This window comes from Saccharopolyspora hattusasensis, from assembly GCF_050972075.1.
GTDB lineage: Bacteria > Actinomycetota > Actinomycetes > Mycobacteriales > Pseudonocardiaceae > Saccharopolyspora > Saccharopolyspora hattusasensis.
This window is the reverse complement of record NZ_JBPCDC010000001.1, coordinates 1,935,402-1,949,187: the sequence shown is the minus strand read 5'-3', so window position 1 is coordinate 1,949,187 and position 13,786 is coordinate 1,935,402. Positions and strand designations below refer to the sequence as shown.

Here is a 13,786-nt window from a genome sequence, read left to right as displayed (position 1 = left end):
TGAGGTCGGTGCCGCCGTCGAGCATAGCCGTGGCTGTTCCCGCAGACGCGGCGCATGTGCTCGGTGCGGGGTGCGACGTCGGGCCCACGGTGGCTCGGTTGGTTGGGATGATCGATCCGGCTTTCCTGGCCGAGGCCGGGTGGGATGCGGTGACGCGGGTGTTGTCGCTGCCGTCGGAGCATCCTCAGCTGGGCTGGCGGATGTGTCAGACGCAAGGGTGCGGCAATCAGGTCTATGGTCACGATCGGACGTGCGGCATGTGCCGGACCAGCATGGCCAGCCCGGAGGATCACCAGGGCGGGGGCGCGGTGGAGGGTGTTGTCCCGCTGCAGCCGGGCCGGTTGTGCCAGGTGGAGGCATGTGGCCGTGCTCGCAGGAACCGGCGCTACTGCCGGGCTCACGACGAGCGGTGGCGAGATCAGCGCCGCACCGATCCGGGCTTCGATGAGCGACGGTGGCGCCGGATCGAACCGGCCATCGAGGGGGCCGGCCAGGTCAGCCTGCACGGCATTCCGGCCCTCGTGGTCGCGGAGGTCCTTTATGGACTGCAGCAGCGGACCCGCGACGGCGCGCTCACCGGCACCGCCAGACTCCGTCAGATCGCGTGGGAGTTGCGGCGTGAACAACCGGTCTCCCTCGCAGGCAGCGACCTTAATGGTCGCGGTGATCAGCACAAGGTGCTGCGCTGCTTTGTGCGCCATGTTCAACGCGCTTTCCGCACTCCCGAGACCGAACGAGTCAAGGATGTGTGGGACCTGGCCGTGTTCGGGTTGCCTGGGCGTCTGACCTTCACCCAGATCAGCCAGGCATGGTTGCGCGAGGCGGCCAAGCGGTGGGCAGCCGACGATTTGCCGAGACGCCGCGGCAAGAACGCTGCCGGGCCGGCGCATCACTACCTGACCAGCCTGGCCAGCTTGTCCGAGAGCCTGCGGGCCACACGCACCGATCACGGCAACGACCCGGCGGTGCTGGGACGCGGCGATATCGACGCCTTCCTGCAACGGATGGCTTTCCTCGCCGCTGAAGGGCAACTGTCCACTGACGCCCGCACGCGCCGATGCCGCGAGGTCAGGCAGCTGCTGGTGCGATTTCGGGCGCTCGGGTTGACCCGCGCCGGCGGCCCGGCCGCTGGTCTGGGTGATGATTTCGCCCTCGTCACCAGCGATATTCCGCAAAAGCCCGAGGATCCCGAGCCGAACCGGGACCTCCCCGCGGAGATCCTGCGGCAGCTCTGTGATCACCTGCCGGCACTGGAGCATTCCATTTCCTGCCGGGAAATCCGCGTCGCAGTGGAACTGATCATGGACACCGGCCGGCGACCGGACGAGATTTGCGCGTTGCCGTGGGACTGTCTGGAATACGACGAGGACCGGCTACCCGTGCTGGTCTACGACAACCACAAGAACGCCCGGATCGGTCGGCGGCTGCCGATCGCGCAAGCGACCGCGGACTTGATCAGCGAGCAGAAAGACCATGTCCGCACCCGGTTCCCCGATACCATGCTGGCGGAACTGAAGCTGTTGCCCGCTGCCTATGCCAACCCACACGGCCGGCGCGCGATCACCGAAAACCAGTTGGGTGCCCGGCACCGCGCCTGGATCGACAGCCTGCCGTCACTGCTGCGGACCGATGGCACCGAGTACGACAAAGCCCGGATCGTGCCCTATGCCTACCGTCATTCGTATGCTCAGCGGCACGCCGACGCCGGTGTCCCGATCGATGTGCTGGGGTCTTTGCTCAACCATGTCAGCCTCAACACGACGAAAGGCTACTACCGTGTCGGCGGCGCGCGCCGCCGCGAGGCCGTCGACCGGGTCGCCACGATGCAGTTCGACCGGCACGGCAACCGGATCTGGCGGCAGGCGCAGCAACTGCTGGACTCCGAACGCGCTCGCCGCGCGATCGGGGAGGTCGCCGTCCCGTTCGGGATCTGCGCCGAGCCCTCCAACGTCAAAGCCGGCGGCCAGTCCTGCCCGTTCCGGTTCCGCTGCGCCGGCTGCGACCACTTCCGCACCGACGTCTCCTACCTGCCGGACCTGCAGGCATACCTCGACGACCTGCTGCGCAACCGGGAACGCGTGCTCGCTGCCAGCGACATCGACGACTGGGCGCGCGCCGAGGCCATGCCCTCCGACGACGAGATCGGCCGGATCCGGCGGCTCATCGCACGGATCACCACCGGGCTCGACGAGCTCACCGCCACCGAACGCGAACACCTCGAGCAGGCAGTCACGGTAGTGCGCCGCCACCGCGCCGTGATGCTGGGCATGCCCCGCATCCGCCAAGCCCTGCCCGACCTCCGCCCGGAGCGCACCGCGTGACCACCAACCACACAGATCGTCGAGACACGGCCAGGGCGATGGTCGAAGGACGACGAGCGGACTCCGGCCGACGCCGCCAGCGCGTCCTCACAGCCCTCCACACCGCGGTCGCCAACGGCGATCAGATCACCGTCAGCGCAATCGCGCGCGCCAGCGGGGTCGACCGCAGCTTTCTCTACCGCCACCGCGACCTGCTCGAACAACTCCACGCTGCCGACGCCCAGCCACCGAACACCGCGGCCGGCGCACCCGCGGTCAGCCGGGCATCCCTGCAGGCCGACCTGTTGGCCGCCCAGCAACGCTGCGCCCGCATGGCCGCACGCGCCCAACACCTGGAGACCCGGCTGTCCGCGCTCCTCGGCGAGCAAGCCTGGCGCGAGTCCGGGCTCGGCGCCCCCGACGACATCGACCAGCTCAACCAGCGGATCGTCCACTTAGAACAACAGGTCACCGATCTGCGCCTCCAGCTCGAGGAACGCGACCAGGACCTCACCGCCGCCCGCGCCGCCAACCGCGAGCTGATGGCCCGCATCAACGCCCCGAACACCAACAGCTGAAAACCCCCACCAGCCACTTGCGCCACACCTGTTGCACCGATAACTTCAACCACATCAGCCTCTGAGCAGCGCAAACGCGGAGGACTCAACCTCCACCACGGCGCCAAACCCCAGAGAATGAGCGGTATTCAAAATGAACATGACGGCGGCGCTGTAGATGAACACGAACAGGGCACCGTTCGTGCTCACGGGTGACGCCGTCATGCTCATCGTGCCGGCCCTCGCCCTCCGTGCCGGTGACCAACTGCGGACACACTGATCCCACGACATGTCCGTGTTGATCATGGTGGAGCGAGCAGGCGACCAGCGGTGAAAACCCCGATCAGCGTCCACGCCTGGACAGGTCGGGCGAAACGGCGCCGCCAGGCCAGCACGGCCGCAGCCAACGCGCACAGCGCGTCGCCCAACGCCGTGGCCTGCACCACGAGGTCCACCAGCAGGTCCTGGTCCAGCTCGAACGTCCGCTGCACACCTTGACACCGCAGCCACTCCACCTGATCGCCCCGGACGCCACGCAGCCAGTGCCGCACCGTGGAGACCGGGCGGCCCAGCTCACGCGCGATCGAGCGGTAACCCTGCCCACGCGCCTTCGCGACCAGCGCCGCGCCGATGACCTCGGCCGCGTCCGCCCGCCGGGGCAGGCACCAGGCCGGCATGAGCACCTGGGTGGCCCGGCAACCCGAACAGCGTGCCCGGCGCGGTCGCACCAGGCGGTGCGAACCGTCGAGCTGCCGGATCTGCCGGGCCGACGCGGAGGACCACGGTCGTAGCACCGCCGAGCAGTGTGGACAGCTCAGCGCACCGGCGTGCAGGTCGACCTCGGCCTGCTCGACGTCCAGCACGATGATCACGGCGGCGGGCTCCTCGCACAGTGGTCCAGCATGCCTATCACGCTTGCGGCGGTCCAGGGGCCAGTTCGCGTTGCTGATCGTGGTCCTGGATCGTCCATAGTCGACGGACGGCCAGGCGATGTGCTGCCGTCACGGTGAACATGACGGATCAGGAGCGGTCAGCCCTGTGCTGGGCGGGCGCGCGTGGTGTTCATTCTGCCGCCGGGGACGAAGCTCTTGGGTGTGCTCACCGTCAATGCCGCCGACAGGGCTCCACGTCCTCATCCAGAACGCCGGACAACAACTCGCACGAGAGCCTCTATGCTTGGCCTCGGCACCAGCGACGTGTGACACGACCACGGCTGTCGCTTCGCACACCACCTGGCGGTTTGACAACATCGTGGCGAACCCGGCGGCGGAACCCGGCGGCTCCGCCGCCTTCGATGAGAAAGGCGGCAGCCGCCGCCCGAAGCTCGCCAAAACCTGACCAACGACCAACCCCTCGAGGAGAACGCGATGGACGCGCCTGGTGCCAACGACCTGGAACGTATGCGTGACGAGACCACTGGTCTCATCAGCTTCGAACCCACCGACGATGACCTACGCCGCGTATGGATGGACAACCCGCATCTGGTTGCGCGGGTCCAGAAATGGGGGTGGGAGGATACCGAGGTGCGCGATGAACTGCGCGCGGCATTGGGACAGTCCCGCTACGACGGTTCGACGATCGGCCAGCCGGTCGCGAGGGCCACCACCAGCGGAGAGCGCATCCTCGCCAATGAGGTCTATGTGGTCACGCCCGACGGCAAGCCAAACCGCAACGATTACCTGGAGTACCTGTTCGTCCAGCCTGATCATCTCTGGCGCGCGGACTGGTCACCCGAGATGGCCGGACGCGTCAAGCTGGTGCGCGACGATCACTCCAGCCCCTCCTACCACGCGGTGTGGTCGACGGCGGCCGGGTTGTTGGGCGTGTGCCCATACCTCGATCCGGCGAACCCGTTCCGCGCTGTGAGTGCGGAGGAGCTGCGGGTGGCGGCGGCGAGCGTCGTTGACCAGATGAGCTACTGGTCGCCCGTCACCTTTGCCCGCGTTGTGGTGCCAACCGGTTTCACTGTGCACATCGTGCAGCCCGGCTTGGTCTGCGCGACGCTCCGCGAGCACCGGCAGCACTGGCGCGTCGCGCTGGGATTGGATTCCGATCCGGGCGCGTGATCTTCCGGACTCCGCCAGGAGCTCTTCCCAGAAATTCGCCACTTCAATCTTCCGGACTCAGTCAGGAGCCCTTTCTAGAAATTCGCCACTTCAAATGGGGAACGAAGGGCGATGACGACACCACCCCAACGGGCGGACCGTAGGCCAGCCCGGGTCAACCCCGCCACAATCCGCGAGAACCGGCAACGGCAAGGTGTCTGCCGCTCAAGTCGGCGGTTAGACCTACCTGGGGCGACGCCGACAACCGCGATCAAGGAGCCGTCATGCCGATCAGCGTCCAACCCGCCGGGGCCGATCTCTTCGACAGCCGTGCCGACATCCTTGTCAATCCTGTTAACACCCGGGGAGTCATGGGCGCGGGGCTAACCCTGCAGTTCAAACAGCGATTCCCCGCGATGTTCGGGGAGTACCGCAGCCAATGAGCCGCCTTGTGCGGACCGGGGAGATCGACGTGCACGTCGCTGATGACGTCGCTTCCCACCGTCGTATCGTCGTCGCCAACTTCCCGACGAAGCGGCACTGGCACGACGGGTCGCGGATCGAATGGATCGAACAGGGTCTCACGGCGTTGCCTCGAATCATCACTGAGCACCACGCCGGATCCATAGCAGTCCCGCCTCTCGGCTGCGGCCTCGGTGGGCTCGACTGGGCACTCGTGCCCGCACGTATCACCGAAGCGCTGACGCCCGTCGCACAGGCAGGCGTCGACGTGCTCGTGTACCCACCCCCACAGCACGCATCACGTCGATGATCAGTCACGTGCAAGAGAGCAGCCTCATGTCTGACGTGTCACCGTATGACACCGGCGATCACTGATGTGCGTCCACCGGCGCGACCTGTGCGTCGGTCACCAGCCTCTGCAACGACGTGATCCGTGTGGCGGTTGCGGACACCGTAGGGGCGTGGCCAGCGCTGCCTTGAGCATGTCGCGTGCTTCGTGCCATCGGTCCTCCTCCGGTCCTCCGGGGTTCTTCTTTCTTGGTCAGCTTTTCAGCGTCGATGCAGGATCAGCACAGCTGATCCGGATCGGGCATTGAAGAACATTTCGTCGGTGTGCGACGACAACGGCTTTCGGAAGGGGCCCGATGACGACTCAGATCCAAGTGGTGAACAAGCACACCTCTGCCTACGACGTGTACATCGGTCGAGGCTCAATCTGGGGTAACCCGTTCCCCCTGGCCCGCCATCACACCGACGCGGATCGGGCACGAGTCATCGAGCAGTACGAGCTGCATCTGCTGGCGAGCCCGGAGCTGATGGCTCGCCTCCCCGTGCTGCGCGGGAAGAGGCTCGGGTGCTTCTGCGCCCCCAAGCCCTGTCATGGCGATGTGTTGAAGAAGTACGCCGAGGTACCAGGGCTGCTCACAACCGAGTACTCCCACGTTCTGCTGGTCACAGGCGCGCGCACCTGGGACGACGAGCCGGCCATGCGCCGGGCATTCAACGATCTGTGGCGCATGTGGGGGCCTGAACAGGTCACCCGTCCCGTGCTGATTTTCGGTGAATGCCCGTACGGGGCGGACGCCATGGCCAAGAGGCTGTGGCGCGCTGCAGGCTTTGAGCCGATGCCCTTTCCCGCTGACTGGCGGACACATGGCTGGGCGGCCGGGTTCACGCGCAACCAGGAGATGGTCGATGTAGCTGTCGGACTCCGCGAAGCGGGCGCTCGAGTGGCGAGCACGGCGTTCCTGGACCTGTGTCGCAAGCCCGGCTGCCCACGGCGTGACCAGCAGCAGCTCATGCCGAGCCTTCCCGGGCACTTTTCGCACGGCACGATCCACTGCCGCCAGCAAGCAGCCCAGGCCGGACTTGACGTCCGCGACGTCATCCACCCGTCGCTGTCACCGTGCTGAGGCACGGGGAGCGCCCTACGGAGCGAGGGCGCAGGGCTCTCCGGGTAGCAGAGGAGAGACCGGCCAGAGGCACACGGAAGCCGGGCGACTACATGCTTCTCTTGATTTTGTGCGCCTTGTCATAGGCTGCCTGGACGCTCTTCGGGATCCGACCGCGCTCCGCGAACTCGAAGCCCTGTTCCTTCGCCCAAGCGCGGATCTGCTCACGCTCCTCGGGCGTCGTCTCGGGAACGACTTGCTTCTTCTCGCCCTTCTTCTGAGCTTTTCGACCTTTAGAGAGGTACGTCTTGAGCGTCGCCTCAAGCTTCTTCTTCTCATCCTCAGTCAGGTCTATCTCATACCAGGTGTCAGCCAAGCCGAAGGTGACCGTAGTCGCATCCGGCTTCCCGCTGATGTCTGACTCTACAACTTCTCGCTTGGCCATGTAGCGGAGAATAGACCATCCGGCGGCCTGTGAAGAAGCCTCTCGGTACAACTCGCCGACACATGTGTCGAATAGGGCCTCGATAGCCCGAAAACGCTGCTATTTAAGCATGAATCTTAATGGACACTGCTAAAATCGCACTGTCGGCGAGTGCCTTTCTCACCACTTGCTGAACCACGACCAATCGCCCCGATCGAGAGACCCCGCCATGACCACGCTCCAGACCGTCGACGACCATCCGCTCGTCGACAAGGACATCGACCTCTTCGCCCTGATGTGCCAGCGCCGCGGCTGGACCGACGAGTACCTCCGGGCCATCGAGTCGACCGAGCACGATGAACTGCTGGGCCTGACCGAGATGGTCGACGCGCTCGAGGACGCCCGTGCTGCCGGGAAGAAGATCGCCATCGCCCCTGACTTCGACATGGACGGGATCTCCTCGGGTGTGCTCGGTTACGCCGGACTGTCCGAACTCGGCTTCGATGTCGAGCTGCACTTGCCTGACTACCGTCGCGGCCACGACCTCACGCCAGAGGACATCGCCGAGATCGCCCTGCAGTGGCCGGAGACCCGGGTCCTTCTCACCTGCGATGGGGGAGTGAACTCCCACCGCGGCATCGCCGCGGCCCGTGCCCTGGGATGGACGACGCTGGTGACTGACCACCATCAAGAGCTCGAGCCCGGCTCCACCGCCGACATCACCGTCGACCCCTACCGGATCGACGAGACCTACGCCCACCCCGGGATCTGCGGCGCCCACGTGCTCTACCAGGTGATCGAGGCCTACGCCCGCGTCCATCGCCCCGAGAAACTCTGGGAGATCCACCTGCTGCGCCTGTTCGCTGGCCTCGGCACCGTCTCCGACGTCATGCCCGTGCTGTACGAGAACCGCCAGCTGGTCCGCGACTCGCTCTCGATCGCCCGGCTGCTGTGGGTCGCGCCGCCCAAGCCCAATGGTCCCTATGGGGATTCCGAGCCGCACCTCATCGACGTCGAGAAATCGACGATGATGCAGCTGCTGCGCACCGAGCCCCACCACCCGGTCTTCCTCCGGGCGTTCCAGGGCTTCGCGCTCATGCTCAAGGCCTTCACCCAGACCGGCAAAATCCGCGATGTCGACGACGTCGACGAGGGCTTCTACGGTTTCTACCTTGCCCCGGCGATGAACAGCCCGCGTCGGACGGGGGAGCCGCTCGAGCCGTGCTTCGCGGTGTTCACCGCGCCCGACACCGACGCGATGCTCGAGAACGCCCACGAGGTCATCCAGGGCAACGAGCGCCGCAAGCGGATGACTGTCGAGCACCTGGAAGAGCTCGAGTACGGAGACCAGCCGCTGGCCCCCTGGGTCTACTTCTCCGACGCCCCGGGAGGCATGTACGGACTGCTAGCCAACCAGATGATGCAGCGCAGCGGCCACCCGGTGATCGTCGTCAACCGGCCGACCGGCCCCGACGACTTCGTCAGCGGCTCCGGCCGCGCGCCGGGCTGGTTCGACATCATCACCACCCTGGACCCGCACGACGGGCTCTGGGCCATCGGTCACCAGCAGGCCTGCGGCGTGAAAGTCGAGCGCGCCGAAGTGCTCGACTCTCTCGTCGCGGTGCTCTCCGACGCCACCCGCGTGGCGCTGCTCGCCGTCGACCAGGACGTGATGCGGGGCGACCTCGTGCTCGGTCCGGACGCCGACTGCGATGCCGGGCTGGACGACCTGCAGCCGCTCTTCGAGCTCGTGCGCCGGACCGAGTCGCTCAAGCCCTTCGGCCACGGCTTCGCCGAGCCGGTCGTCCAGATCGCGATCGAGCCCCTCGGGCTGCGTGTCGACCGTATCGGCTCGGAGAGGCAGCACCTGCGCCTGGTGACCAGGTCCGGCCTGTCCTGCCTGTGGTGGAACGCCGCTGAGGAGAAGCACGACGAGCTACGACGCCTCGTGATGCGGGCCAGCCGTACCGAGCTCGGGACGCTGCGCTTCACGGCCAAGTTCCAGCTGAACACCTTCCGCGGTGACACCCGCGTCCAGGCCGTCATCGACGAGCAGATCTCAGCGTCTGCCTGATCCATGAAAGAAGGTGGACATGGCCGCGTCCCGGATCTCCCGCCGCCTGCTCGACGTCGGATGGTGCGTCCTCGTGCCGCTGGGTGCCGTCATCGCCTACCTCGGCCTCGGCGTCGGGGTGGTCGCCGTCGTCGGCGACCCGATCCTCGGGACCCTCCTGCTCAATGGAGTCGTGATCGTGCTCGTCGGCGCCGCACGGCTCTCCCGGCCGCAGTGGCTCGCCCACGCGCCCGCGCCGCGGCCGAAGAGCGAGGTCCCGCACTTCGGCCGGACCGTGGTCGGCTACGCCACCCTGGCCTTCCTGGCCGGCCAGTCACTCGCCCTGTGGCTCTACACCATGGGCGGGTCAGCCGACTTCGACGAGTCCATCAAGACCAGGGAGAACGCCGGCTCGACCCTCACGCTTTTGCTCACGCTGGTCGCAGCGCCGATCGCCGAGGAGATGCTCTTCCGGGGGCTGCTCTACCCCCTGCTGCGCAGGCGGGTGAGCATCGTCGCCGCGGTGCTCGTCACCACCGGAGTGTTCGGCCTCCTACACGGCAACGTCGTCCAGTTCGCCTCGGCGCTACCCCTGGCGGCGCTGTTGGCCCTGGTCTACGAGCGCACCCGCTTGCTTTGGCCCTGCGTGCTCCTGCACCTCGGCTTCAACCTCGCGGCGACCTTCGTCCCCGCATCGGTTCTCGCCGGGTTGGCCAACCCGGTCTCGGCGCTGCTGCTGACCACGGCCTTCGCCGGCTGCACGCTGATCCTCTGCCAGAAGGTCATCGGAAACCGGGTGGAAACTTTCGGCTCTTGAGCCGGTGGTCCTCCTGGGGGGCCCTGCGCTCGGGTGACCGGGGTGATCCGGTCACCGGGAGAATGACTGAAAGAAATCATCCGATCATACTCGTGAAGAAAGGGGAGGAATCCATCATGGCCATCGTCAGCACCTGCACTTATGACGCGCAGGGTCGGCTCGTCCGGCCTGATCGGCTCGACATCGGCCGCGCGAAGATCGATCTCGATCTCGACACCGGTGGGTTCCCCACTTTCGATCGAGATCACGTCCACGTCCACATCGTGACCGCCAGCGGCGTCACGGCCGACCAGGCGCGCCAGCGGGTGAATGCTCAACTCGCGCGTTTCTTCGAGCGCGTCGAGGAGGTCACCGGCTACAGCAAGATCGCGATAAGCAAAACGCAGGGGGTCATCCCCTGCAACCGCAACGTCACGATCACCTGCGAGATCCTCTACGCCGTCGAAGCACCGAAGTGGGCTCGTGGCCACAGTCCCGAGTCCCCCTATGCGGGATACCGGCGAGACCGGAGCGCAGTCGCACAAGACTGACCTGGGCATTGCCAGAGTCTCGCATTCAGCACAAGAGACAGAGAGGCCGGAGAGCTCCCTTCCCACGGGGATGCTCTCCGGCCTCTCTGCTTTCACGTTCCTGTGCAACAACACGCTGGTGAAAACCGCCGCCTATCACCGAGTCCCACGGTAGCAGCCCAAGACGTCACATGCAATACATGACAACTGCCGAGTACGCCGCGATTCGCGCGCCATTCGAAAAACCCGTGCTGGCGCTGCGCCGTCTCATCTACCTCCCTCTCCGACTGGCCATCGCGTCGCCTGTCGAGAATGCTCCCGAAGGGCTCGTCAGAGCCCCTGCATAGGGCCAGGACGCCACGAAAAGTCACCATGTGACTTTCTCATTCTCAGTCCATCCGCGGCCGTGCCGAGCCGTCCACGGCGCGCACGGGGCCACGTGAGCGGAGAGGGCGCAGCCGCGCCCGCGATAGGTCGCGTCGGACCCGTGACACCCAGGTCGCCAGAGGAGGGGCTGGGCTGAGGCCCTCCGAGTTGTACCACGAGACGTGGTACAGCCCTGGGTCCCTGCTCTGACCTGAGAAAACGCCCGTACCGTGAGCCTCCGGCTGGGCGACGTGTACCACGTAGCCGCACGGACGTGGTACACCGTTTTGCCTGGTAAACCAGTACTTCCTGGCGATGTACCACGTGTACCTCGTTTTTCCGACCGTTTACATGTGCGCGTGAGAGGGTCCGATCCGTCCTGCTCCTTCAGTCTGCTCTCTTATCCCCCTGCGTGTGTATCTAGTCTTTATTTAGTGGTACACGTGGTACAGGGGGTATAGAAACCCTATCTGACCAAGGCAAACGTGTGTACCACGTGCAAATCTCTTCGTGGTACACCCGATTCTCGAGATCCTAAAATCCTCGCTCTGACCAGGGGAAACAGGTGTACCACGTCTCGTGGTACACGTCCTGATACCCCCCGGGGGGATATGGCAGCCCGAGGAGCCGGATTCATGCGGTCAAGGCCCCCGGGCGGCCGGTCAGAAGAATTCTCCCGGACCCCGACCAAAGTGGCCGGGCGGCTCACGCCGCCCGCGGGTGCGTGATCGAGCACGAGAAGCCAGTGGCTCCGTGGGGCATCCGCCTCCGGAGTCACTGGTTCTCACGCTTGACCACACGCTCGTTGCAGGACCGTCCCGGTCTCGTGTGCGACCTCTCTGATGCCTGTCAGCGGTCTCTCGTGGTCGCCGTCGGGACTGTTCGAGTCACCTGTCGATCCATGAGTCAATAGAGTCTCGACTCGTTGCGCCATGCCACTCGAATGGAATAGAGTCGAGTTTGCGTTCCTGTTCGATTACGAGACCAATCGGCTTCCCACTTACTGCCGGCAGGTGCTCGATGCGATCGAGAAAGACAGCAGCATGACGACTTCTGACGCCCCTACCGACGCCTCGTGGGCCAACTCCGTGGCTGACGCCCTCAACAGCGTCCTGGACCACTTCTCCGGGCACGGGGACATCGCCCCGCAGAACGAGATCGTCACTCATGCCACGGCGGTCTACCTCGACCTGATCGACCCGACCGACGCGCCGGCACCCAGAGTCCTCGAGAAGGAACTTCTGGCGATCGTCAACGGCGTCTGCAAGTTCGAGAACATCAAGGCCAGCACGGCCCCCGAACGGCTCCCGCTGATGCGGTGCCTGACCTACTGGCAAGTCGCACAGATCCTGCTGCGTCTGCACCACATCATCCGCATCGCACCCAACGCGAAGGACACCGACCGCGAGTACGACTTGCTGGCGATGTATCAGGCCACCGGTCGCGCGCGCGGCACCTACACGACCAGCGAAGACGACATCCGCACCACTGCGCGCATGTACAACACCCAGCTAACCCTCAAGGAGTTCGCCGAAGTGCTCGCCGTCCTGCGCGAGGACTCACCACGCAAGAACCAGTGCAGCCACAGAGACCTCATCGCAGTGAACAACGGCGTCTTCCACTACGGCCGCGAGGCCCGCGACATCGTCGTCGGCGACAAGACCTTCCACCTGGAGCCCAAGTCGCTCGTCCCCTTCGACCCGGCCCTGGTCTTCCTGGCCAAGTGTCACATCGACTACGTCGAGGACCCCGACAACCCGGTCATCACGCACCCGGTCGACGGCACAGTCTGGGACATCGAATCCTGGGTCCGCGAGCTCTCCGACGACGAGGGGATCCCCGAGCTGCTCTGGGAGATCATCGGCGCGATCATCCGTCCGCACGTCTCCTGGGGCAAGACCGCCTGGTTCTACTCCGAGCAGGGCAACAACGGCAAGGGCACGCTGTGCTCGCTCATGCGCAACCTGTGCGGTCCGCGGTCGCACACCTCGATCCCGCTGAGTGACTTCGGCAAGGACTTCGCCCTCGAGCCGCTGGTACGCGCTAACGCGATCATCGTCGACGAGAACGACGTGGGCACGTTCATCGACAAGGCGGCCAACCTGAAGGCGATCGTCACCAACGACGTCATCCAGATCAACCGCAAGTACCGGATGCCGATCGCCTACCAGTTCTTCGGCTTCATGGTCCAGTGTCTCAACGAGTTCCCGCGTGTCAAGGACAAGTCGGAGAGCTTCTACCGCAGGCAGCTGTTCGTGCCATTCAACAAGAGCTTCACAGGCATGGAGCGCAAGTACATCAAGGACGACTACCTCCAGCGCCGTGAGGTCTTGGAATACGCCCTGTGGTACGTGCTCAACCGCGCCGGCGCGGCCGACCCGGGCCACTACTACCAGCTCTCCGAGCCGGTGGCGACCAAGGAGGTCCTGGCCGAGTACAAGGAGGCCAATGACCCCGTGCGCGCCTTCTGGGAGGAGTTCCGCGAGCGGTTCGCCTGGGACCTGGTGCCTTTCACCTTCGGCTACGACCTGTACAAGTCCTGGTTCGCCGATGTCTCGCCCTCGGGCTCGCCTGTGAGCAACAAACAGTTTGTCAACGACCTGGTGGCTATCGTCCGCGCGGACCCGCTGTGGCACTGCCCGGACAAGAACAAGAAGGTCCGGCCCGGCCAGATGATGAACGACCCCGAGCTGCTTATCGCCGAGTACGAGCTGAAGAAGTGGATGAATCCGCACTACAGCGGCACGGACGCGAAGAAGAAGTCACAGCCGGTCCTGCAGTCCAACTACCGCGGACTGCTCCGCCACACCGGCCCGACCACCCATAACGACGACACCGACACCGAAGAACAGAACTGAGGCA

General features: G+C 65.5%; 13 protein-coding genes. 10 read left to right on the top strand and 3 right to left on the bottom strand.

All coding sequences use genetic code 11. The annotated features are described in order from the left end of the window. Nucleotides 1-29 precede the first annotated feature (29 nt). On the top strand, nucleotides 30-2,321 hold the full coding sequence (locus ACRXBZ_RS08235; protein WP_433878554.1) for a tyrosine-type recombinase/integrase: 2,292 nt from the start codon (nucleotides 30-32) through the stop codon (nucleotides 2,319-2,321). Beyond that, nucleotides 2,318-2,878, top strand: coding sequence for a DUF6262 family protein (locus ACRXBZ_RS08230; protein ID WP_433878553.1), 561 nt, complete (start codon nucleotides 2,318-2,320; stop codon nucleotides 2,876-2,878). The genes ACRXBZ_RS08235 and ACRXBZ_RS08230 overlap by 4 nt, the downstream gene beginning before the upstream one ends. Nucleotides 2,879-2,932: 54 nt before the next feature. Here ACRXBZ_RS08230 and ACRXBZ_RS08225 read toward each other — a convergent pair whose 3' ends face one another. Together ACRXBZ_RS08225 and ACRXBZ_RS08220 are read right to left on the bottom strand one after the other, a co-directional pair. Continuing rightward, a complete protein-coding gene (locus ACRXBZ_RS08225; protein ID WP_433878552.1) occupies nucleotides 2,933-3,067 on the bottom strand; it encodes a hypothetical protein in 135 nt (44 codons plus the stop codon). Between the two features lie 92 nt (nucleotides 3,068-3,159). Beyond that, nucleotides 3,160-3,729 (bottom strand): DUF6431 domain-containing protein, encoded by a 570-nt coding sequence (locus ACRXBZ_RS08220; RefSeq protein WP_433878551.1) that lies wholly within the window; start codon nucleotides 3,727-3,729, stop codon nucleotides 3,160-3,162. A 528-nt stretch (nucleotides 3,730-4,257) separates the two neighbouring features. Between ACRXBZ_RS08220 and ACRXBZ_RS08215 the strand changes: the two genes are divergently transcribed. From ACRXBZ_RS08215 to ACRXBZ_RS08200, 4 genes are all read left to right on the top strand, one after another. After that, on the top strand, nucleotides 4,258-4,923 hold the full coding sequence (locus tag ACRXBZ_RS08215; RefSeq protein ID WP_433878550.1) for a hypothetical protein: 666 nt from the start codon (nucleotides 4,258-4,260) through the stop codon (nucleotides 4,921-4,923). A gap of 263 nt (nucleotides 4,924-5,186) precedes the next feature. Next, complete coding sequence (locus ACRXBZ_RS08210) at nucleotides 5,187-5,345, top strand: macro domain-containing protein (protein ID WP_433878549.1); 159 nt, start codon at nucleotides 5,187-5,189, stop codon at nucleotides 5,343-5,345. Continuing rightward, nucleotides 5,309-5,674 (top strand): macro domain-containing protein, encoded by a 366-nt coding sequence (locus ACRXBZ_RS08205; RefSeq protein ID WP_433883826.1) that lies wholly within the window; start codon nucleotides 5,309-5,311, stop codon nucleotides 5,672-5,674. Before ACRXBZ_RS08210 ends, ACRXBZ_RS08205 begins: the two co-directional genes overlap by 37 nt. A 334-nt stretch (nucleotides 5,675-6,008) precedes the next feature. Then, nucleotides 6,009-6,776, top strand: a complete 768-nt coding sequence (locus ACRXBZ_RS08200) for a DUF4326 domain-containing protein (RefSeq protein WP_433878548.1) — start codon at nucleotides 6,009-6,011, stop codon at nucleotides 6,774-6,776. An 88-nt stretch (nucleotides 6,777-6,864) separates the two neighbouring features. On the opposite strand, the gene ACRXBZ_RS08195 is transcribed toward ACRXBZ_RS08200, so the two are convergent. Next, on the bottom strand, nucleotides 6,865-7,200 hold the full coding sequence (locus ACRXBZ_RS08195) for a histone-like nucleoid-structuring protein Lsr2 (RefSeq protein ID WP_433878547.1): 336 nt from the start codon (nucleotides 7,198-7,200) through the stop codon (nucleotides 6,865-6,867). 208 nt (nucleotides 7,201-7,408) lie between these two features. Here ACRXBZ_RS08195 and ACRXBZ_RS08190 point away from each other — a divergent pair, with 208 nt between their 5' ends. From ACRXBZ_RS08190 to ACRXBZ_RS08175, 4 genes are all read left to right on the top strand, one after another. Then, on the top strand, nucleotides 7,409-9,253 hold the full coding sequence (locus ACRXBZ_RS08190; RefSeq protein WP_433878546.1) for a DHH family phosphoesterase: 1,845 nt from the start codon (nucleotides 7,409-7,411) through the stop codon (nucleotides 9,251-9,253). 19 nt (nucleotides 9,254-9,272) lie between these two features. Then, nucleotides 9,273-10,049: a CPBP family intramembrane glutamic endopeptidase gene (locus ACRXBZ_RS08185; RefSeq protein WP_433878545.1), complete on the top strand. Its 777-nt coding sequence runs from the start codon at nucleotides 9,273-9,275 to the stop codon at nucleotides 10,047-10,049. Nucleotides 10,050-10,165: 116 nt separating this feature from the next. Beyond that, nucleotides 10,166-10,579 (top strand): hypothetical protein, encoded by a 414-nt coding sequence (locus tag ACRXBZ_RS08180; protein WP_433878544.1) that lies wholly within the window; start codon nucleotides 10,166-10,168, stop codon nucleotides 10,577-10,579. A 1,388-nt stretch (nucleotides 10,580-11,967) separates the two neighbouring features. Then, on the top strand, nucleotides 11,968-13,782 hold the full coding sequence (locus tag ACRXBZ_RS08175) for a DNA primase family protein (protein ID WP_433878543.1): 1,815 nt from the start codon (nucleotides 11,968-11,970) through the stop codon (nucleotides 13,780-13,782). The last annotated feature ends 4 nt before the right edge of the window (nucleotides 13,783-13,786 follow it).

What these genes read in the sequence shown, in the direction of transcription:
- ACRXBZ_RS08180 (WP_433878544.1), top strand. Translation starts at nt 10,166, where the DNA reads ATGGCCATCGTCAGCACCTGCACTTATGACGCGCAGGGTCGGCTCGTC.
- ACRXBZ_RS08215 (WP_433878550.1), top strand. Translation starts at nt 4,258, where the DNA reads ATGCGTGACGAGACCACTGGTCTCATCAGCTTCGAACCCACCGACGAT.
- ACRXBZ_RS08185 (WP_433878545.1), top strand. Translation starts at nt 9,273, where the DNA reads ATGGCCGCGTCCCGGATCTCCCGCCGCCTGCTCGACGTCGGATGGTGC.
- ACRXBZ_RS08200 (WP_433878548.1), top strand. Translation starts at nt 6,009, where the DNA reads ATGACGACTCAGATCCAAGTGGTGAACAAGCACACCTCTGCCTACGAC.
- ACRXBZ_RS08175 (WP_433878543.1), top strand. Translation starts at nt 11,968, where the DNA reads ATGACGACTTCTGACGCCCCTACCGACGCCTCGTGGGCCAACTCCGTG.
- ACRXBZ_RS08210 (WP_433878549.1), top strand. Translation starts at nt 5,187, where the DNA reads ATGCCGATCAGCGTCCAACCCGCCGGGGCCGATCTCTTCGACAGCCGT.
- ACRXBZ_RS08195 (WP_433878547.1), bottom strand. Translation starts at nt 7,200, where the DNA reads ATGGCCAAGCGAGAAGTTGTAGAGTCAGACATCAGCGGGAAGCCGGAT.
- ACRXBZ_RS08190 (WP_433878546.1), top strand. Translation starts at nt 7,409, where the DNA reads ATGACCACGCTCCAGACCGTCGACGACCATCCGCTCGTCGACAAGGAC.